18 protein-coding genes are annotated in these 21,388 nt (G+C 46.8%); 16 read left to right on the plus strand and 2 right to left on the minus strand.

All coding sequences use genetic code 11. The annotated features are described in order from the left end of the window. Positions 1-104: 104 nt before the first annotated feature. The gene (locus QFZ78_RS02885) at positions 105-1,028 is read left to right on the plus strand and encodes a S66 peptidase family protein (RefSeq protein WP_307545191.1); all 924 of its coding nucleotides are present in this window, start codon (positions 105-107) and stop codon (positions 1,026-1,028) included. A 49-nt stretch (positions 1,029-1,077) separates the two neighbouring features. Here the strand turns inward: QFZ78_RS02885 and QFZ78_RS02890 are convergent, their stop codons facing one another. Then, positions 1,078-1,383 (minus strand): C40 family peptidase, encoded by a 306-nt coding sequence (locus QFZ78_RS02890; protein ID WP_307555441.1) that lies wholly within the window; start codon positions 1,381-1,383, stop codon positions 1,078-1,080. Between the two features lie 376 nt (positions 1,384-1,759). On the opposite strand from QFZ78_RS02890, the gene QFZ78_RS02895 reads away from it, so the two are divergent. The 11 genes from QFZ78_RS02895 (at position 1,760) to QFZ78_RS02945 (ending at position 13,368) form a co-directional block, all read left to right on the plus strand. Then, entirely contained in the window at positions 1,760-2,572 is an 813-nt protein-coding gene (locus tag QFZ78_RS02895; RefSeq protein ID WP_307545192.1) for an ABC transporter ATP-binding protein, read from the plus strand. After that, positions 2,556-3,368, plus strand: coding sequence for an ABC transporter permease (locus QFZ78_RS02900; protein WP_307555443.1), 813 nt, complete (start codon positions 2,556-2,558; stop codon positions 3,366-3,368). Before QFZ78_RS02895 ends, QFZ78_RS02900 begins: the two co-directional genes overlap by 17 nt. Next, complete coding sequence (locus tag QFZ78_RS02905; protein WP_307545193.1) at positions 3,365-4,258, plus strand: ABC transporter permease; 894 nt, start codon at positions 3,365-3,367, stop codon at positions 4,256-4,258. Before QFZ78_RS02900 ends, QFZ78_RS02905 begins: the two co-directional genes overlap by 4 nt. Positions 4,259-4,318: 60 nt before the next feature. Beyond that, positions 4,319-5,392 (plus strand): ABC transporter substrate-binding protein, encoded by a 1,074-nt coding sequence (locus tag QFZ78_RS02910; RefSeq protein WP_307545194.1) that lies wholly within the window; start codon positions 4,319-4,321, stop codon positions 5,390-5,392. An 81-nt stretch (positions 5,393-5,473) separates the two neighbouring features. Then, positions 5,474-6,847, plus strand: a complete 1,374-nt coding sequence (locus QFZ78_RS02915; protein ID WP_307545195.1) for an aspartate aminotransferase family protein — start codon at positions 5,474-5,476, stop codon at positions 6,845-6,847. 6 nt (positions 6,848-6,853) lie between these two features. Beyond that, a complete protein-coding gene (locus tag QFZ78_RS02920) occupies positions 6,854-8,128 on the plus strand; it encodes a M20 family metallo-hydrolase (RefSeq protein ID WP_307545196.1) in 1,275 nt (424 codons plus the stop codon). Continuing rightward, positions 8,121-9,002: a nitrilase-related carbon-nitrogen hydrolase gene (locus QFZ78_RS02925; protein WP_307545197.1), complete on the plus strand. Its 882-nt coding sequence runs from the start codon at positions 8,121-8,123 to the stop codon at positions 9,000-9,002. The genes QFZ78_RS02920 and QFZ78_RS02925 overlap by 8 nt, the downstream gene beginning before the upstream one ends. A gap of 20 nt (positions 9,003-9,022) precedes the next feature. Further along, positions 9,023-10,387 carry an NAD(P)-dependent oxidoreductase gene (locus QFZ78_RS02930; protein ID WP_307545198.1) on the plus strand — a complete coding sequence of 455 codons (1,365 nt, stop codon included), beginning with the start codon at positions 9,023-9,025 and terminating at the stop codon, positions 10,385-10,387. Positions 10,388-10,419: 32 nt separating this feature from the next. After that, complete coding sequence (gene preA, locus QFZ78_RS02935) at positions 10,420-11,715, plus strand: NAD-dependent dihydropyrimidine dehydrogenase subunit PreA (protein ID WP_307545199.1); 1,296 nt, start codon at positions 10,420-10,422, stop codon at positions 11,713-11,715. A gap of 2 nt (positions 11,716-11,717) precedes the next feature. Further along, a complete protein-coding gene (gene hydA / locus QFZ78_RS02940) occupies positions 11,718-13,160 on the plus strand; it encodes a dihydropyrimidinase (protein WP_307545200.1) in 1,443 nt (480 codons plus the stop codon). Then, a complete protein-coding gene (locus QFZ78_RS02945) occupies positions 13,153-13,368 on the plus strand; it encodes a hypothetical protein (RefSeq protein ID WP_307545201.1) in 216 nt (71 codons plus the stop codon). The genes hydA and QFZ78_RS02945 overlap by 8 nt, the downstream gene beginning before the upstream one ends. On the opposite strand, the gene QFZ78_RS02950 is transcribed toward QFZ78_RS02945, so the two are convergent. Beyond that, a complete protein-coding gene (locus QFZ78_RS02950; RefSeq protein WP_307545202.1) occupies positions 13,365-14,978 on the minus strand; it encodes a PucR family transcriptional regulator in 1,614 nt (537 codons plus the stop codon). The genes QFZ78_RS02945 and QFZ78_RS02950 overlap by 4 nt on opposite strands. A gap of 122 nt (positions 14,979-15,100) precedes the next feature. Here QFZ78_RS02950 and QFZ78_RS02955 point away from each other — a divergent pair, with 122 nt between their 5' ends. From QFZ78_RS02955 to QFZ78_RS02970, 4 genes are all read left to right on the plus strand, one after another. After that, the gene (locus QFZ78_RS02955; RefSeq protein WP_307545203.1) at positions 15,101-16,543 is read left to right on the plus strand and encodes a CoA-acylating methylmalonate-semialdehyde dehydrogenase; all 1,443 of its coding nucleotides are present in this window, start codon (positions 15,101-15,103) and stop codon (positions 16,541-16,543) included. A 125-nt stretch (positions 16,544-16,668) separates the two neighbouring features. Continuing rightward, positions 16,669-17,619, plus strand: a complete 951-nt coding sequence (gene corA, locus QFZ78_RS02960; RefSeq protein WP_307545204.1) for a magnesium/cobalt transporter CorA — start codon at positions 16,669-16,671, stop codon at positions 17,617-17,619. A 53-nt stretch (positions 17,620-17,672) separates the two neighbouring features. Further along, positions 17,673-19,436 carry an ABC transporter ATP-binding protein gene (locus QFZ78_RS02965; protein ID WP_307545205.1) on the plus strand — a complete coding sequence of 588 codons (1,764 nt, stop codon included), beginning with the start codon at positions 17,673-17,675 and terminating at the stop codon, positions 19,434-19,436. After that, the gene (locus QFZ78_RS02970; protein WP_307545206.1) at positions 19,433-21,361 is read left to right on the plus strand and encodes an ABC transporter ATP-binding protein; all 1,929 of its coding nucleotides are present in this window, start codon (positions 19,433-19,435) and stop codon (positions 21,359-21,361) included. The genes QFZ78_RS02965 and QFZ78_RS02970 overlap by 4 nt, the downstream gene beginning before the upstream one ends. The last annotated feature ends 27 nt before the right edge of the window (positions 21,362-21,388 follow it).

Genomic DNA, 21,388 nt, shown 5'->3' on the forward strand with positions numbered 1-21,388 from the left:
AACGGTTGAAGTAATAATTAGTTCGTGTGAAGCATATAAGGCAACAGAGAGATTACAACGTAGATCCAATATTGAATAAGTTCTCTTTGGTAGGAGGCATATGTATGGCTATAAAGCCCCCCATTTTACAAAGGGGTGATACCATCGGAATTGTTACTTTAGGAAGTCCGCTTGATGCAAATATGATTGATGAAAGAATTCGAACAATTGAAAATATGGGATTCAAAGTAGTGGTGGGGAAATATACGTATGCTTATGGTGGCATTGTTGCCTCAACAGCACAGCAGCGTGCTGAAGACCTTATGAGTATGTTTGAAAATCGCAGTGTGAAGATGATATTACCTACAAGAGGAGGGACAGGGGTCAAAGATATTTTGCCGTACCTAAATTATACGATTATAAATAACAATCCCAAAATCGTAACAGGATACAGTGATATCACGATTTTATTAAATATCCTGTACCAATTTTCCAACTTAATTACTTTTCAAAGTCTATTATTAATTGACTTTAGCACGAGCACACCAGCGTATAACTTCAACCAGTTTTATTCAGCTACATCAACCCTCAGCAGCCCAAGAGTGATTCAGAACCCACCCGGCATGCAGATGACCGGCCTGATTAAAGGAAATGTTAGAGGTCCAATCGTAGGGGGGAATATCGCTTCATTGGTTGATACACTTGGAACTCCATACGAAATTGATACAGCTGGAAAAATATTGGTCCTAGAAGAGACACACGAAGCAACGAATGTGATTTACCGATATTTGACTCATCTGATCATGGCAAGGAAATTTCAAGATTGCGTCGGTGTGGTCATGGGGCAATGCTCGAATTGCTCCATTTCTTATTCTACGACTTATAACGACTTGATAAATGGGGTAATTGCTCCTCTAGGAAAACCTCTCATGACCAACGTAAGCACAGCTCATGGGTATTATAAAGCGGCAATCCCCATTGGAGCGAACGTAAACCTTGATACATACAATAACAGGCTTACTGTACTTGAACCAACGGTAAAAGCTTAGAGCACTTTTTGCACATAATCCCTTGTCTAGAACGAAAAAAAGCCGGTGATCACCGGCTTTTTCCATACGAGTTAATTAAAACGACGCGCACCCAATAATGTGCATCATAGTAGGGAGTACCAAAGTAAGGGCTAATCTTTACTTCCCTCGTTCCCATGGTACCTACTTGAAGAACTTTGTTATCTCCAAGAAAGATAGCTACATGGGAAACTCCGCTTGTATAAGTTCCTTGTAGAATTACTAGGTCTCCTTTACGCAGATTGCTTTTATCTACTGGCGTTCCTAATTGACTCAACAATACTGACGAATAAAGAAAGTTAAACCCGTGTTGGTTAAATGCATATTGTAAGATGATTTATGTAGTTACATAAATATTCTATCAAAATGAAGAAATAGAGAATATGAACAAATTATAGATAAATGTGAAGCGGGGCTATTTGCATATCATTTGTTTACATAACATATATTATGTAGTTAACAATTCAGGGAGTCTCAAAAAGAACAACTAGCTTCCCCAAGTATGATAAAGAAACGAGTAGGGGGATCCAAATTATATCCATGCTGCGGGGGTTGTTTTATTAGTTGTTTTACACTATGTCAAATGCAGAGTCTAATTTTGGAACACTTTGTATAATGTAAATCGTCATAGAAGTAATATAATATAACATATACAGTAATCATACATTACATTTACATGACGCAATGATAAAGTTCAAATGAGGAGGGACACAATGAATTCTGATCTTTCCCAGCAGAAAGTGGAAATATCGGTGGATGGCGTCTGCATGGTGTTCGGGAAAAAAGGAAGGCAAGTGACTGTACTCCAAGACATCTCGTTCGATGTAGCCCAGAATGAATTCGTATCCTTACTTGGGCCTTCCGGCTGTGGTAAATCAACGCTGCTGCGGCTGATGGCCGACCTGCTGCAACCCTCCAGTGGGCAAATTATTATTCAAAAGGAGCATCCGCGGGAAGTGCGTTTGCGCAGGAAGTTCGGCATTGTGTTTCAAAATCCCACGCTTTTCGAATGGCGAACCGTACGCGAAAATGTAGAGCTTCCCTTAGAGGTAATGGGGCGTAATCGCGCGGAGTACAGAGGTATGGTCGATCAACTCCTTGAAACCGTAGGTTTAACGAAATTCAGAGATTATTACCCTTGGCAGCTAAGTGGAGGCATGCAGCAAAGAGTGGCTATTGCACGTGCTTTATCGCTGGATCCGCCTATTTTGTTTATGGATGAACCCTTCTCGGCGCTCGATGAATTCACAAAGGAGAAACTGCAATTCGAATTGCTAGAAATCAAAAGAAAGACGAATAAGACGATCGTTTTCGTTACTCATAGTATTCCGGAAGCTGTATTTTTATCTAATCGAATCATTGTTTTATCGGCAAATCCTGGTCGCGTACACTCCGTTCACCACGTCGATTTGGGAGAGGATCGCACTTTGCAAACCCGAGAATCGGAGCGTTTCCATACGTTGACGGCTTCGATTCGAAATTGCTTTTACGAGGAGAGTGATGCCCTTGATGATCAAATTGGATAAACAATGGCATCAAGCTGCTGTTATTGCTTGTTGGATAGCAGCATTACTCCTCCTCTGGGAAGTGTTCGCATGGCTGCTCCATAACGTAATTCAAGTCTCACAACCTGACTCCAAACTGCCTTATTTGCATAAGGTCATCTCCTCCTTACAAGACAATCTTCCTACCCTCATCAAGCAAGGCTTCACAACATTCGGCAATGCGATGACTGGCTTCCTGATTGGTACCATTTTCGGTGCCGCTTTAGCCATTTTCATGAGCCTCTCCAAAACGGTTGAACACACGCTAACACCTTACATGGTTGCTTCTCAAATGGTGCCTATCATCGGTCTTGCACCGATCCTGTACGGCATCCTCCATGATCCGAGTCTTTCGCGGATCGTTATGGCAGGTTATGTGACATTCTTCCCTGTCGCCATTAACTCGCTTCGCGGGCTGCGCAGTGTGCAGCCTGAACAGTTGGAGCTAATGCGCTCCCTAGCTGCTTCAACCTGGCACAGCTATCTGAAGCTCAAGCTGCCATCTGCGCTGCCGGGGCTGTTCGTTGGACTCAAGATATCAGCTCCGCTGGCGATCACAGCTTCCATTATCGTTGAGCTGATGGGAGCTCCCGATGGAATCGGCGTGCTAATGGTTAGCTCTCTATATTACGGAGCTGCACAAGTGTACATGTTCTGGTGCACAGTGCTTGTCTCGATTGCTATCGGCTTTACAACCTTTCTAATGCTAGTTCTCCTAGAAAGATGGCTGACACCTTGGCAGCCTGATTTCCGCGAAAGCAGGAGGGGAGGCGCATGAAGGAGGTCATTTTAAGCAAAGACCAAAAAGCTGCAGTGTCGACGTTAAAGAGTTTAGAAGAACCAACTCGAGCTTCCACGGGAAATGCCCGAGCAGACTACACGGCTATGTTCACGCAGCCAATAAAGCTGTTCCCGTATTTATTCGGACTCGTATTCTTGCTGCTTTGGCAATTCAGAGGGATACACACCTTATTTAGCTTAGAACGCTATCAGCTGCCTATTCCTTCGGATATCATTACTGCCATGCGAGAGAATGGCGATATCCTGCTCATTTACTCGCTGTACACGGGTGTAGAAATCATCGGCGGATTCCTCATCGGTTCTCTGCTAGGCTGGCTTGCTGCAATCGCGGCTTCCTTTCGGCCACAAGCGGGTGCTGGTGCGATTTCGATCATGGCCTCACTCAATGCGGTGCCGATCGTGGCACTTGCGCCAATCATGAATAATTGGTTGGGAGATGGTGTCGCCTCACGAATGGGGATCGTCTCGGTCATGACGATGGCTACCATGGCGGTCAGTACTTACAAAGGGCTGCGCTCCATTGAGCCGTCCTACCTGGAGTTAATGAGTTCATACGCGGCTAGCGCTAGACAGCTTTTTCTCAAATTAAGATTACCCAAAGCCTTACCATTGATTTTCTCTGCCCTTAAAATCAACATGTCAACGAGTATCATTGGTGCGATAGTGGGGGAATTTTTCATTGCGTCGCGTGGCCTAGGCTACTTACTTTCGGACCAGATCCGCCTGGCCAATATGCCCCTAGCTTGGGCTTGTATTGTCATCGCTGCTATTTTGGGTATTGTTTTATATACGATTATTCAACTTTTAGAAAAACGCTTTATACCGTGGTCAATTTCCAATCGTAATGAAAACGAATATTTAACATGAGCATCAAGGGATGACACCATCTTTACATACATAGAAATAAATAGGAGAGGATTGGTTCGTTTGAAAAAGAGAATCCTTACTGGAAAATTGGCTTTGATGCTTAGTATGTTCTTGGTTTTAGTTCTTGTCACAGCTTGTGCTTCCGACAAATCAGCAACCACAACACCAGCTGCATCTACCGAAGCAGGTGCAACCAAGTCTCCATCGGCAGAGCCGCTCAAGAAGGTCAAAATTCAGTTGAAATGGGTGCCGCAAGCGCAGTTTGCCGGAATCTATGCCGCTAAAGAGAAAGGCTTCTACAAGGATGAAGGAATAGATGTAGAAATAGTGCCTGGCGGACCGGATGTCATTATCGAGCAGCAGGTTGTGAATGGCGCTGTCGATATCGGCGTATCGAGCTTTGATTCCTTGCTAGTTAACCGTGACAATGGATTACCTCTCGTTTCATTAGCGCAAGTGACGCAGAAGAGCTCGTACCGTTTATTATCCAAAAAGTCGACCGGTATCGATGCGCCAGCCAAAATGAAGGACAAAAAGGTCGGGACATGGATGGGAAGCCAGCAGTTCCAAGTGCTTGCATTTATGGAGAAGAACGGACTTGACCCAAAAAAAGACATTCAATTAGTGAAACAAGGCTTCACGATGGATCAATTCTTTGGGGATCAACTGGATGTGGCGACAGCAACGATTTATAACGAGTACTATGTTGTGCTTGAGAGCGGTGTGAAAGAGACAGACTTGAATGTGTTTAACTTTGATGATGCCGGTGTTGCGATGCTGGAGGATACGCTTATTGCGAAGAAGGACTGGGTCGATAAGAACCACGATCTCGCAGTTAAAGCCGTGAGAGCAACCATGAAAGGCTGGAACTACGCGATTGAGCATCAGGACGAAGTCGTTGATATTGTGATGAAAAGTGTAACGGCAGGAAGTACAACTAAACAGCACCAAACGACAATGCTGAAGGAAATGGCAAAGCTTGTGAAGCCGGATGGATTTAAAAATGAACAAGTCGGTTCATTCGTAGATGAATCAGTGACACGGACAGCGGACATTGCGCTGAAATATGGCTTGATTAAGAAACCGGCCGATTTGACAGCGGCTATTGATAAAACGATTTTACAGGGCAAGTAAATTTTCGGAAAGGAAGGCGGATCGTGGATGACTGTAGTCTGCGATCCTTCTTTACATCATCAGGAGAGGGGAGCTGGGCTTATGAGCGCTAACGAGGTTAGTGATCTGCTGACGAAGGAGGACCTGCTTGAGAAGGATCGCAAATATGTGTGGCATCACATGTCAGCACATAACGAGAATCCGATGATACTTGCTTCTGGTGAGGGAAGCTGGGTTACGGATGTGGATGGAAATCGTTATTTGGATGGCATGTCCGGATTATGGTGCGTTAATGTGGGTCACGGTAGAAAAGAAATAGCGGAAGCGGCCGCTGAGCAAATGATGAAAATCGCTTATGCTACGCTCGTTCAGTCCCATGTTCCTGCAATTGAACTAGCGGCGAAATTGAATGAGTGGCTGGATGGCGAATATCGAATCTTTTACTCGAATTCAGGGTCAGATGCCAATGAAGTGGCCTTCAAGATTGCCCGCCAATACCATCATCAGAACGGGAAGCCATCCAAACATAAGTTCATCTCGCGGCATCGCGCTTATCATGGCAATTCCATGGGAGCATTGGGTGCAACAGGGCAAGCGCAGCGTAAGTTGAAATATGAACCGCTTGGTGTAGGCTTTCAGCATGTGCCGCCGCCTTATTGTTATCGCTGTCCATTTGGCCAGACGAAGGGGGCATGCCGTTTTCAATGCGCCAAAGCAATCGAGGATGCCATTGTTTGGGAGGGTGCAGATTCCGTTGCCGGCGTAATCGTGGAGCCAGTAATTACGGGAGGCGGAATGATTGTTCCTCCGGACGAGTACCTGCCCATGGTGCGCAGCATTTGTGATAAGTATGATGTGCTGCTCATTGTCGATGAAGTGATCTGCGGATTCGGTCGATCCGGCGAAAAGTTCGGTCATCTGAACTATGGGGTGAGACCCGACATCGTGACGATGGCCAAAGGCTTGACCAGTGCGTACTCGCCACTTTCTGCAACCGCTGTTTCGGCTGAATTGTATGAATCGTTCAAAGATAAAGAAGCGACCAGCCATTTAAGACATATCAATACTTTCGGGGGTAATCCAGTCTCTTGCGTTGTTGCGTTGAAAAATATGGAGATCTTGGAAAAAGAAAACCTGGTTACGCGCTCTGCTTATATCGGTAGCACATTTAGAACTCAATTAGAACCTTTGCTTGACCACCCTCATGTTGGCGAGATACGCATTTTCGGATCAGCAATGGGCATCGAGCTTGTAGAAGATCAAGTATCGAAGGTTCCGGCGACTGCTGAGCGTGTGATGAAGATTATTGCAGGCTGCAAGCAAAAGGGTCTGCTCATTGGGAAGAACGGGGATACGGTGCCTGGATTTGCTAACATTCTCACGCTAAGTCCGCCGTTATCTTCGACAGATGAGGATATTGCTTTTATCATCGAGACCTTGCTTGCTGTGTTTGATGCCAATCAGGAGAAAGGATGATAGGACTTGCCTAGAGCACCTCAGATACAAATTAACGCTTCACGACTGCAACAGCGAATTCAGGAGCTCGCTCAAATCGGGAAAATCGGAGAAACCGGCGTATGCAGGTTGGCCTTGTCCAAAGAAGATCGAGAAGGCGTGGAGCTTGTGAAAAGGTGGATGGAAGAAGCCGGGTTGGAAGCTTCAATCGATCCATTCGCCAACTTAATTGGGGTACTTAAGGGGAGCAATCCAAATGCGCCTGTTCTCATGCTAGGTTCACATGTGGATTCCCAGCCTTATGGCGGTAGATTTGATGGTGCGATAGGTGTACTTGGTGCGATTGAAGTGGTCCAAACGCTAGTAGAGGAAGGGATAACGCCAGAATGTAATATTGAAGTTGTGGCTTTCTGCGATGAAGAAGGCTGTCGCTTCAATAAAGGGCTCTTCGGCGTTCGTGGCATGACCGGGAAGCTTGAAGAAAATGAGTTGGAGCGTACGGACAAAAATGGCGTTACACGCAGAGAAGCATTGGTTCAGTTCGGGTGCGACCCTGCAGACTTCGAGAGCTATGTGTACCAAGAAGGTCGGATTGGCGCTTTTCTAGAGCTGCATATCGAGCAAGGTCCAGTTCTGGAGTCACTCGATGCTCCGATCGGTATCGTCAGCGGAATCTCTGGTCCATTATGGCTCACCGTGGAGATGATCGGATTCGCCGGGCACGCGGGTTCAGTGCCGATGTCTATGCGCCACGACGCGCTTCTAGGCTGCGCCAAAATCATCGTGGCGCTCAATGAGTTAGTGCGGCAGGAGCCGGGTGCACCTACCGTTGGTACAGTGGGTTCACTCTCTGTGTTCCCCGACTCTCGCAATATCATCCCTGAGAAGGTATCCTTCACCATTGATTTGCGGGATATTGATTTACGGCGTCGCAACGCGCTGGAAGCTGAGCTGCTCAGTGTGATCGAGAACGTGTCGCTCGAGCATGGCCTTACGTATACGATTCGTGAAGATACGAACAGTGAACCCCGCTACTGTGCGAATTGGATCAAGCAAAGCCTGCATCAGGAAGCAGCGCTGATGGGGTTGACCCCGCCAGAACTGATGAGCGGACCTTTCCATGATTCGCTCACCATGTCCTATGTGTGTGATTATGGGATGATTTTCGTTCGATGCCTCGAAGGCATCAGTCACAATCCCAAAGAATATGCTAGTCCAGAGGACATCACGCTGGGCACGGAGCTTTTATACCGCACCGCACGACGGATCGCCACGGAAAAGGGGGCTTCCAGCCATGAGTAAAGTGAAAATTGGCCTCATTCAAGCCTCGCATGATGTACATGGGGATGAGGCTGTGGCCAAGCACAAAGAAGCAGCGATACAAAAGCATATCGCGTTGGTTCGTAAAGCGGCGCAGCAAGGCGCGCAAATCATTTCTTTACAAGAAATTTTCTATGGCCCTTATTTCTGCGCAGAGCAAATAACGAGGTGGTACGATGCCGCAGAGGAAATTCCGAAGGGGCCAACGACGATGCTCTTTCAGGAATTGGCGAAGGAGCTTGGTGTTGTCATCATTCTCCCTATTTATGAGAGAGAAGGTATCGCTTCCTACTACAATACGGCTGCTGTGATTGATGCCGATGGTGCCTATTTGGGCAAATACCGCAAACAACATATACCTCACGTGGCGGCAGGCGGCGGTTCTTGCGGGTTCTGGGAGAAGTACTATTTTAAACCAGGTAATCTGGGCTATCCCGTATTCGATACAGCGTTTGCTAAGGTTGGGGTTTACATCTGTTACGATCGCCATTTCCCAGAAGGAGCAAGGGCTCTCGGACTCGGCGGAGCGGAGATTGTGTTTAATCCTTCCGCTACGGTAGCGGGGACATCGGAGTATCTCTGGAAGCTCGAACAGCCAGCACACGCCGTGGCCAATGGGTATTATGTCGGTGCAATTAATCGTGTGGGTCTCGAAGCTCCGTGGAACATGGGAGAATTCTATGGTCAATCTTACTTAGTGGATCCGCGCGGTTCGATTGTTGCCATCGGAAGTCGAGATCAAGATGAAGTAGTCATCGGAGAAATGGACAAAGAGTTAATCCGTGAAGTCCGCAATGTTTGGCAATTTTATCGGGATCGCAGGCCTGAAACCTATGATCAAATTATTAGCTTATAAGCGTGGGAGGGGGAGCGAAGATGAGTTCAACATTTATTTCCTTAACCGATTTAAAACGCAATTTCGCCGAGGTCAAATCTGGCATGAAGCCGAAAGAGGCGATCGAGGAATCGAACCGCTGCTTATTTTGTTATGATGCTCCTTGCATTCGTGCCTGCCCAACAGGGATTGATATTCCATCTTTTATCAAAAAGATTGCTTCCGGCAATCTCAAAGGCTCCGCACGTACAATTATGGAAGCGAATCCGGTAGGGGCCTCTTGTTCAAGGGTGTGTCCTACAGAGGAGCTTTGTGAAGGGGCTTGTGTACTCAATCATTCGTCCAAGCCTATCCTGATTGGCAACTTACAGCGCTATGCGACGGATTGGGCTATCAAGAATGAACAAATATTGTTCAAGGCCGGGACAAGTAATGGGAAGTCGGTTGCTGTGATTGGTGGCGGGCCTGCTGGTTTGTCGGCAGCTCGGGAGCTTGCCCGCTTCGGGTTCAAGGTTACGGTGTTTGAGGCGAAGGAGCAGGCGGGAGGGTTAGATACATACGGGATCGTATCGTTTCGGCTGCCCCAAGAGATTTCACTATGGGAAGTCGAGCAGGTTAGACAGTTAGGTGTGGAATTCCATATGAACACACGAGTCGGCATAGATATAAGCAGTGCAGATTTACTTGGTGACTATGATGCTGTTGTTCTGGCTGTGGGCATGTCAAAGGTTCCGATGCTCGGTATTGACGGCGAATCCTTGACGGGTGTATACGATGCCATTGATTTTGTGGAATCCACGAAGACAGAACAATTGTTGGATACATCCTTTATTGGGAAGCGGGTGGCGGTCATTGGAGCTGGGAATACAGCCATTGATGCGGCCACGTGCTCAGTGAGGCTAGGAGCAGAAAAGGTGCAAATTGTGTATCGGCGTACGCAGGAAGAGATGACGGCGTATGAATTTGAATTTGATTTCGCTAAGCAGGATGGCGTTGCGTTTCAATGGCTTACGGCTCCAAAACGGATCATAGGAGATGCGAATGGAAACGTTGTGGCTTTAGAGTGCCTGCGAATGGAGCTTGTGGATGTGGATGCGGGACGCAAACGTCCGGTTCCCATTGAAGGCTCAGAATTCATCATTGAGGTGGATGCCGTTATTAAGGCGATTGGGCAGACGAGGCACGGTTCCCTCATTGATCAATTTGAACTTGCACATACGCGAGGAACCGTTACGGTTGATCCGTTAACAGGTCAAACGTCCAATCCCAAGGTGTATGCAGCAGGTGACGTCATTTTCGGAGAAGGACAGGGAGAAGCGATGGTTGTATCGGCGGCTCAGCAAGGCAAACAAACGGCTTATGCTATTTATAATCAACTGGTGAAAAGGGAACATGCATCGGCTTAACGACTAACTAAATGGATCGGGAGGGATTCAACATGGCTGATTTACGCATAAATCTGGCAGGTATCGTGTCACCTAATCCGTTCTGGTTGGCATCGGCGCCACCGACTAACACAGGCTATCAAGTTCAGCGCGCTTTCGAAGCGGGGTGGGGTGGAGCGGTTTGGAAAACACTTGGTGATCCAATCATTAATACATCTTCGCGCTTTGCGGCTATTCATTTCAACGGACAACGCGTTGCAGGCTTCAATAATATTGAACTTATCACGGACCGACCGCTCGAGATCAATCTCAAAGAGATTTATGAGACGAAGAAGCGTTTTCCGAATCATGCGATCGTTGTATCCCTGATGGTTGAGCCGAACCGAGAGAAATGGCATGAGATTGTGAAAAAGGTCGAAGCTGTCGGTGTAGACGGCTTGGAGCTGAACTTTGGCTGCCCGCACGGCATGGCTGAACGCGGCATGGGCGCTGCTTCGGGGCAGCAGCCGGATCTCGTGGAGGTGCAGACGATGTGGGTGAAGGAAGCGGCGACGACGCCGGTCATCGTGAAGCTGACACCGAACATCACAGATATCACGAGCACCGCTAAGGCGGCGGTTCGAGGCGGAGCGGATGCGATCTCGTTGATCAATACGATCAACTCACTAGCTGGCGTGGATATCGATTCGTGGAACACGATTCCTCATGTCGGGGGCAAGGGCTCTCATGGCGGATATTGCGGACCGGCAGTTAAACCAATAGCCCTCCATATGGTTGCTGATTGTGCGCGAAATCCAGAGGTTGGCGTACCTATTTCTGGTATTGGCGGTATTTCCAATTGGCGAGATGCCGTTGAGTTCATGCTGATGGGCGCGACAGGCGTTCAAGTATGTACGGCGGCGATGCACCATGGTTTCCGCATTGTGGAGGATATGATCGATGGTTTGAACAACTATTTGGATGAAAAAGGTCTCGCCAGCGTCACCGAATTAATCGGGAAATCCGTTCCGCGTTACTCCGATTGGGGGAACTTGGATTTGAATTATGCGGTCGTGGCAAGAATTGACACGGATACCTGTATCAACTGCAACAAATGCCATATTGCTTGTGAGGATACGTCTCATCAATGCATTGATATGTTGACCGATGATCAGGGTCAGTCCTATTTGCAAGTACGTGAAGAAGATTGTGTAGGATGTAACTTATGCGCGATTGTTTGTCCTGTTGATGGTGCCATTTCTATGATTGAGGTATCAGGAAATGATGCGCCAATGACTTGGAACGAGAGGCAGGAGGCTATCGGCAAGCTGTCGGAAGGCGAAGATTCCACCAAGAAGGAGGCTGTGTAACCATGTCCAAACTCATTAAGAACGGAACGGTCGTGACGGCTGCTGATCAGTATCAGGCAGACGTCCTTATCGAGAAAGGGATCATTACGCAAATTGGTCTGAACCTCTCCAAAGACGGGGCAGAGATTGTAGATGCTTCGGGTCATTATGTGTTCCCAGGCGGTATTGACCCGCATACTCATCTTGACATGCCTTTTGGCGGCACGGTTACAGCTGATGATTTCGAGACGGGTACAAGAGCAGCTGCTTTCGGTGGAACGACGACAATCATTGATTTTTGTTTAACGAACAAAGGAAGACCGTTAAGTCAGTCTGTTCAAACTTGGCATCAAAAAGCCGCAGGTAAAGCCGTCATCGACTATGGATTTCACTTAATGATTGCGGAGATCAACGATGAGGTGCTGGCCGAGCTGCCGAAAATGATTCACGAAGAGGGGATCACTTCACTCAAAGTGTTTATGGCTTATAAAAATGTGTTCCAAGCCGACGACGGCACGCTGTATCGGACATTGCTCGAGGCAAAGCGGCACGGAGCTCTTGTCATGGTGCACGCCGAGAATGGCGATGTGATTGAATATTTGATTAAAGAAGCGCTGGAAGCGGGAAATACGGATCCGATTTACCATGCACTAACGCGACCATCTTTAATTGAAGGAGAAGCGACTGGGCGTGCGGCTAAGCTTACCGCGTTGGCAGGCTCTCAGCTCTATGTCGTTCATGTGACTTGCGAAGAAGCCGTACAGCAAATTGCCGAAGCGCGGAATCAGGGCGTTGATATCTGGGGGGAAACGTGCCCGCAGTACTTGATGCTGGATCAGACCTATTTGGAAAAGCCGAATTTCGAAGGGGCGAAATACGTATGGTCGCCTCCGCTGAGACCGCAGTATCACCAAGAAGCTCTGTGGACCGCTTTGAAAAATGGACAGCTCCAGACACTCGGATCTGATCACTGCTCTTTTAACTTTAACGGGCAAAAAGACTTGGGGCTAAGTGATTTCAGCAAAATCCCGAATGGAGGGCCCTGCATTGAGGATCGATTCTCTATCCTATATTCAGAAGGCGTAGTGAAGGGCCGCATCACATTGAATCAGTTCGTAGATATCGTATCTACGCGAATTGCGAAGCTTTTTGGCTTATTTCCCAAAAAAGGGACCATCGCTGTAGGATGTGATGCGGATATTGTCCTCTTTGATCCGAACGTGACGCGGACGCTCTCAGTTGAAACCCACCATATGAATGTGGACTACAATCCATTTGAAGGCATAGTGATCACAGGGGAGCCTGTAACTGTACTGTCTCGAGGCGAATACGTCATCCGGAATAAACAATTCGTTGGCACAGCAGGTGCCGGGCAATTCGTGAAACGAGATACGTACCATGCAGCTTCAGGCGTTGAAAAATCGAAGAAAGAAGAAGCTGTCAAAGGGGGAGCCACACATGTCTGAGTTTGCACAATTTAAGCTAGAAAAGCAGAAATTGGATGACTTCGTGGCTCAGAAGTTCAAAATCGTCGGGGTGAAGGAAGATCTGGAGGGAGCATGGCTCGATCTCGAACATCCCGGCGGTGAAACGGCGAATCTCCATCTAACGACGGCCAATGCTAGGAAGTATTATGTATCATTGCTCCTTAAACAAGAACAAACGCAGGCTTAAACGATCGCGCCATGCATGTATTCATAGCCGTGGAGGGCGAGCTCAATGGCAATCCTCTTGTGTGGATGCATGTAATCGTCACCAAGCAGCGCTGCTATTTTGTCCAGACGATGGTAAAGGGTTTGCCGGACGATAAACAGCTCCTTGGCTGTATCCTGTTTGGATCCGCATAGCGCTAAATATACGTTCAATGTCTTCAGAAGCTGTCCATTTTTCTCACGATCATAATGAGTTAATTTCCCGATGTATTCATCGATGAACGACTCCAGCATACCGGTTTGTTTCATTTTAAGAATCACTTTGTTCACATGCTGTTCATGATAGAAAGGACTTTCAAGCATACCGGTATCTTTCTGAATCTCAATTGTTTCTTGGGCGGTCTCATAGCTTTCCTTAACGCAAGTTGGGTCACTTAATGTTTTCCCGATACCGAACCAAGGGGAGAACAAGATTGTTTCTTGATTAGCCTCTGATTTTTGAAGTCTTTGTATGGCTCTGGAGATTCGTTCATTGCATGGCATAGCAGGCAATTGATCAAGTAGGATGAATACGATTTGATCCTGTATGACGGTTGGCATGAGATAGAAACCTTCACCTTCGAATAAGGCGCGGGCGATCATCTGCTTCTGTAAAAGGAGATCTTCATAGTCCTTTGATGATTCGGCAGTTGAGACGATGTCAAATAGACAGACGATGGTTTGGTTCAGCTTCATGGAGGGTTTGATGGAGGACATATAATCGCGAATTTCTTGCCCTGTATGTTTGCCGTTCAGCCAATCAGTGACCCAGAGATTCTGTTTGTACCGCGTTTTCTCCTCCATATATTTCGTGCGCATCATTTCTTGTGCAATGGCCGTTGCAAACCTGTCTAAGGCGAGGATTTGAAATTCACTGAGTTCTTGATTGGCATATAAAAGTAAATCTGCGAACAAATGTTCCAAGGCTAGAATAGGGCGATGGGCCAGCTTGCTTTTGGCGTTAGGAAGTTGAAAGATCTCGCCATAAATCCATTTCTCATAAAAGGCATCGGCCTTCGTTTTCGGCATGCTAGGGACGAACTGCGCCTCTGCGCCGAAGGGAAAGAAGGCGACTTGTGAGTGTGTCGTTTGATGCAGCAGCTTTAAGAGGGACTGCAGTCCTTTCCCCGAGAGAAGTAACTGATTCAACTGGGTGGAGAGGGATTCCAGGTCTGACACCATTTTGTGATGCTGATGGATGAAATAGGCATGTAGGTCCTGCGTGATGTCAATATATCGTACTTCTTCGTGGAAAAAGATAAGTGGAAAGTTCTCTTTGGTGGCGAGCTTCTTCATCCGTTCAAGCGGCTGTTTCGTATACGTGCCGAGCTCGATACATAATCCTGAAGCGCCGCTGTCGATCAACTGCTGCAAAAAGGAGAGACTAAGCTCCTCGTTATCATGCCAACCAATGCCTGTGCTTAGAATAAGCTCATTCCCATTGAGAAGATGGCCGACTTGGGTCACTTCCATAATATGTACCCAACGTACTTTCCGGTTCAAAGCTTCTTCGCTTGCGATGGCTTCTGCTTTGTGGAATAGGGGTCTCTGCAAAATATCTTTCACTGTTAATTGTAAGAGTGTCTGTACCAAGCGAGTTCACCACCTTCATGTAAGGAAAGTTGACGTAGCAGAGCGAAATAGTAATTTCACCTATTATACAATGTGTCCAAAGACTTTTGGGAAAAATTCTTCCTACCAGGAGCTGAACGAGTATGAAACTCTTACAAAATTTCGTAAATGGTGTTTGGATCGATTCAGAAAGCGGTTTAGTAGGTGATGTGATTAATCCGGCAACAGGAGAAATCATCGCTCGTGTGCCGCATTCTTCTTCCGAAGACGTCGAAAATGCTGTTCTAGCGGCACAAACAGCCTTCGAATCATGGAGCAGAACACCTGTGCCCAAACGGGCAAGAGTATTGTTTCACTACTGGCATTTATTGCAGGAACATGAGCAAGAACTTGCAGAGCTTATTACGTCTGAGAATGGTAAAAGCTATAAAGAAGCGTTAGGTGAGGTGCTCCGTGGGATCGAATGCGTAGAATTTGCAGCAGGAACGCCATCGCATATGATGGGTTCGACATTGGCTAACATATCCGCCGATATGGACTCGGAGCTTTTTCGGATGCCGCTCGGTGTAGTTGGGGGGATAACTCCTTTTAACTTTCCGATGATGGTGCCATGTTGGATGTTTCCCTTGGCCATTGCTTGTGGAAATACGTTCGTGTTAAAGCCGTCAGAGCGAACGCCACTTACTGCAATGAAATTAGCGTCACTTTTTCAAGAAGCTGGGCTCCCTGATGGGGTGTTGAATGTCGTCCATGGTGCACATGATGTCGTTAATGCCTTATCTACTACGCCTGCTGTAAAAGCAATTTCATTCGTAGGTTCGCAGCCGGTTGCGAAATATGTCTATGAGAAGGCTTCTTCAGCAGGTAAACGTGTGCAAGCGCTAGCAGGGGCCAAAAATTATCATATCGTGATGCCAGATGCCCACGTTGAAAAATCGATTGAGAATATTATCATGTCTTCCTTTGGAAGCGCAGGGGAGAGATGCATGGCTTGCTCGGCGGTTGTCGTTGTTGGGGATGGGGAGAATTTCGTGAGCTTGCTTCTTCATGCGGCACGTAATATGGTGCTTGGCAATGGGATGAATGAAGAAGTTACACTCACACCGATCATTCGAAGCGAACAGCGCACCAGGATTGAAGCCTTTATTGACAAAGGGATAGAGGAGGGAGCGGAGCTTCTATTAGATGGAAGAAATGCGGAGGCTTATTCGGCTGAAGGATTTTTTCTTGGAGCTACGGTATTCGATCACGTGAAACCAAATATGACCATTGCTAAAGAAGAAATATTTGGTCCGGTATTATCCCTATTCCGTGCTGAGGATCTGGACGAAGCGCTGCTGCTTGTGAATCAATCGCGATTCGGCAACTCGGCAGTCATCTATACGGAAAATGCCAAAGTTGTTCGCAAATTTCGTGAGGAAGTGGAGGCGGGGATGCTTGGCGTGAACGTTGGTGTACCAGCTCCGATGGCCTTTTTCCCATTCTCAGGCTGGAAAGACTCATTTTATGGAGATTTGCATGCCAATGGCAAAGATGGTGTAGAGTTTTATACGAAGAAAAAGATGATGACATCGCGTTATTTTTAAAATGAGTTATAAAAGAATATAGAGAATGAGGGCCGCGAGTGATTGCGGCTTTTTTGCCGTTGTGTATGGACAAGCATTAATCGTTGTTGTAGGTTAATGAATAGGGAATTAAGGAGGAGACACTAGTGATTAGAATATTGGCTGTTAACGAAGAACAGGAGATTATCCATCTATCCTCATTAGATGATCTTAAAAATTCAAATATAGATCGGTACTGGGTAGATTTTAATGCGCCTTCCAAGGAGGAAGCCCTACTCTTACAAAAGCACTTTCAATTTCATCCACTGGCTATAGAAGATTGCTATCATTATCTGCAGCGACCTAAACTAGATCATTACAATGATACTCATTTTTTTGTCCTTCATGCTTTGCATCCTGAAACGTTAGCTGCGGAAGAGGTGGACTTATTCTGGGGTACTAATTTCATCGTTACCTTTCACTATTCACCGTCTAAGGAAATTGATGAGGCATGGCATCGGATGGCAGATCAACAAAAGTTTGTTGAGAAAGGTATTGTATACACGGCCTATTTAATTATAGATAAGCTCGTAGATGAATATTTCCCTAGTCTATATCAAATCGAAGATCAGTTAGATGAAATCGAAGTAAGAGGTAAAAGTGTTCCTGTTCACATCTTAATGAACGAAATTTTTGAAATAAGAGCTAAGCTATTAAAGATTCGAAAGACAATTGTTCCTATGAGAGATCTGCTCTATCGTGTTATTAATACCGAAAAAATTGAAGGACTTAAAGAACATGTCGTCTATTTTACAGACATCTACGACCATCTGCTTAAGCTCTCAGAAATTATTGACTCCAATCGTGATTTAACTGCGGATATACGAGATAGTTATGTTTCCATAAATTCCTACCGTATGAATACAATTATGAAGACTTTAACGGTGATAACGACGATTTTCATGCCTCTGACATTTATTGCTGGGATATACGGAATGAATTTTCAAAATATGCCGGAACTTACTTGGCGTTGGGGATATTTTATTGTTCTATTTATCATGTTCGGCATTGGTTTCGGTATGTATATGTTTTTCCGAAATAAGAAATGGTTTGATTAATTAGTAATGTTAAATATTAATGTCATTAATTATTAGTGGAGGACGCTTCCTATATGAAGCATAAACAAAAAAAGCATAACACGATGGGACAATATGCGGAGCTGCTTAGCCGATATTTGTTCCCCCAAAAGGGTACGCTCTTTATATTGACGATGCTATTATTCGCATCTATTGGTCTTCAACTCATCAACCCGCAAATTATTCGCTATTTCATCGATACCGCTCAAACGCAAGGGGCGATGCAGCCACTGATTACAGCCGCGATTATGTTTATTGGCTTTGCGCTTGTGCAGCAGCTTGTATCCGTCATTGCGACCTATTTTAGTGAAAATGTAGGGTGGAAAACTACGAATAAGCTACGAGTGGATCTTGCCGCTCATTGTCTATCACTGGATATGTCATTTCATAAATCACATACATCAGGCTCGCTCATCGAACGTGTGGATGGGGATGTGAATGCACTAGCTAATTTCTTCTCGAGCATGATCATTCATTTATTGGGTAATCTGCTCTTAATGGCTGGTATTATTATTTTGTTGCTGCGGGAAAATTGGTTGATTGGCGCGGGGATGGCCTTTTTCGTTGTATTTGCGGTCTTTATGATTCAGTGGATCCGTAAATTTGCTGTTCCAGTTTGGGCGGGATGGCGGCAGGCGAACGCAGAGTTTTATGGTTTTATTGGTGAGCATTTGGAGGGAACTGAAGATATTCGCGCCAATGGTGCAGTCGGGTTCGTTATGAATCGCTTCTATACGATGCTTAGAAAAATGCTGCCGCTTCGGGTGAAAGCCTTTCTCGGTTTCTGTGCGATGTGGAACATGTCTATTTTCGTATTTGCGCTTGGCAACGCCATGGCGTTTGGTATTAGCGCTTATCTGTGGCACACCCAGCATATCTCTCTAGGTACTGTGTATCTGATTTTCTTTTATACGGAATTATTAGCCAAGCCGATTGAAAAGATTCGTACGCAAATGGAAGATTTACAAAAGGCAGACGCTAGTATATCACGTATTCGTGAGCTATTTGCTATCCAGTCTGAGATTAAGGATGGACCTGGAGCTGCGTTACCGGAGGGGCCGCTTAGCGTTGAATTCCATGATGTCACGTTTAGTTATGATGGGGATCAGCCTACAATTGAGGGGTTAAATCTGACTATGAAACCTGGAGAAGTCCTAGGACTCCTTGGCCGCACGGGGAGCGGAAAGTCAACAATGGCAAGATTGCTGCTTCGCTTTTACGATCCTCAAAGTGGAAGTATCACGCTTGGTGGTACGGATATCCGGAGCTGTAAGTTAGTTGATCTACGTAAACGTGTAGCCCTGGTGACGCAAAATATTGAAATTATGCAAGGGACCATTCGAGATAACTTAACCTTCTACGACGATTCGATCAAGGACGAACAAATTATTGATGTACTCAAGGAGCTAGGACTCGGAGCGTGGTATGAAGCCATGCCTGAAGGGCTAAATACAGGTTTAGCCTCCGGAGGAGGAAGCCTGTCTGCAGGAGAAGCACAGCTGCTAGCCTTCGCACGGGTGTTCTTAACGAACCCCGGACTTGTAATCATGGACGAAGCTTCTTCCAGACTTGACCCATTGACGGAGCAGCGTATGGAAAAAGCAGTTTCTAAGCTGTTGACACAGCGGTCCTGTATCATGATTGCCCATCGTCTAACAACCGTTCAACGAGCAGACCACATTCTTATTCTGGATAATGGACGCGTGTTGGAATCGGGTAAAAGAGAGCATCTGGCCGCAGATCCGAATTCTCGCTTCAGCCAGTTACTTGCCACAGGCTTAGAGGAGGTGTTGGCATGAATACGTATCAATATTTGTGGCGGCTTATTATGTACCGGCCAATACGGTATCTGGTTAACGCCATTGCTTGGACCGTTATCTATTTGGCGCCGATTGCGCCTGGCCTTATAACGAAAGAGTTTTTCGATTCCCTGACAGGTACGTCAGCGCTTGGTTATGGTGTATGGGGACTTATCGCTTTGTTGATGGCTGCCGCCTTAGGGCGAATCATGCTGATTGTTATCGGTTTTATTACGGATGTTAATTTCCGCTTTCGTATGGGGATGCTGCTTAGACGGAATCTGCTTGAGCATGTATTAAAACAGCCGGGGGCACAGGCCATTCCCGTTTCTCCGGGGGAAGCGATTAGCCATTTCCGAGATGATGTTGATCAATCGGAAGAGGCAGCAAGCTGGTCGGTCGATGTTTTCGGGATGACTTGTTTTGCCCTCGTATCGGGCTATATCCTGATTCGGATTGATGCTCAAATGACTCTGCTTGTGTTTATGCCGATTGTTCTTGTTATATCAGCTGCGCAGTTAGCGACTGTTCGCTTACAGAAATATCGCGCAGCTAGCCGTGAAGCAACGTCTAAGGTAACGGGAGAGATTAGCGAAATGTTCGGCAATGTGCAGGCGATACAAGTCGCCGGTGCAGAGAAACGAGTGATCGCTCGGTTCAGCAGCTTCGGTGACGACCGCAGGAAAGCGATGCTGAAGGATCGGCTCATGGGTGAACTGCTGGATTCGGTGTTTTCTAACTCGGTTAATTTAGGGACGGGACTCATTCTATTGCTCGCGGGAACTAAAATGAGAGCCGGGACGTTTACTGTCGGAGATTTCGCTTTATTCGTGTACTATTTAACTTTTGTTACGCAGTTTATTACGAATGTGGGTAAATTTATTACATATTTTAAGCAGATGAGTGTGTCGCTGGAGAGATTGACGTTTCTTTTGCAGGGGGCATCAGCTAAGGTTCTTACGATCGTTAATTCGCTGCATTTGAAGGCGGAGAGTAAAGTAGCGGAGGCTACTGTGTCCGATATCCCTTCGGCTCAGAATGGAAGAGAGAGTCTGGGTGGGGTAAAGAGGGTCGAAGGACTCGAGAGTGAAGGTGCGAGTAAGGTAAAGTTAGAAGTAGGATTCGAGCGTGAATACGCGGTTGGAGCAAAGTTAGAGGAAGGATTCAGTCATGAAACCGGGCTTGAGGCCTCGCTGCAGCGGCTTGATGTGAATGGACTGAGCTACGCTTACTCTGATACAGGCAGAGGGATCTCGGACATTCACTTCAGCTTGAAAAGAGGGTCGTTCACCGTTATTACCGGAACGATTGGTTCGGGCAAGACCACGCTTGTTCGCTCGCTCCTTGGGCTGCTGCCCAAGGGAAAGGGAACGATTGCGTGGAATGGTGTGCCCGTTGAAGATCCGGGCACATTCTTTACACCGCCGCGGAGCGCTTATACCGCGCAGGTGCCGCGGCTATACAGCGATACGCTGCGAAACAATATTTTGCTTGGGCAAGCGGAGCAAGGCGATAGCTTGCAGCAGGCTCTACACGCGGCGGTGATGGAGTTCGACGTTGCGCAGCTGCCTGGCGGGCTGGACACCGTCATCGGCCCGCGTGGGGTGAAGCTCTCCGGCGGGCAAGCGCAGCGGACGGCTGCAGCGCGAATGCTCGTGCGCGACGCCGAGCTGTACGTGTTCGACGACCTGTCGAGCGCACTCGACGTCGAGACGGAACAGAAGCTGTGGGAGCGGATGTTCCAGCGTCGCAGCGATGCGACCTGCCTGGTCGTATCGCACCGCAAAACGGCGCTCTCGCGGGCAGACCACATCATTGTAATGAAGGACGGCCGTATTGAGGCCGAAGGGAATTCGGAGGAACTGCTGCGGCATAGTGCTACGTTCAGGGAACTATGGTATGGCGATGAGCGGCATTCATCATGAATTAGTAGAGAAGCCTGAGAGATTGGG

The sequence above is a fragment of the Paenibacillus sp. V4I5 genome (genome assembly GCF_030817255.1).
GTDB lineage: Bacteria > Bacillota > Bacilli > Paenibacillales > NBRC-103111 > Paenibacillus_E.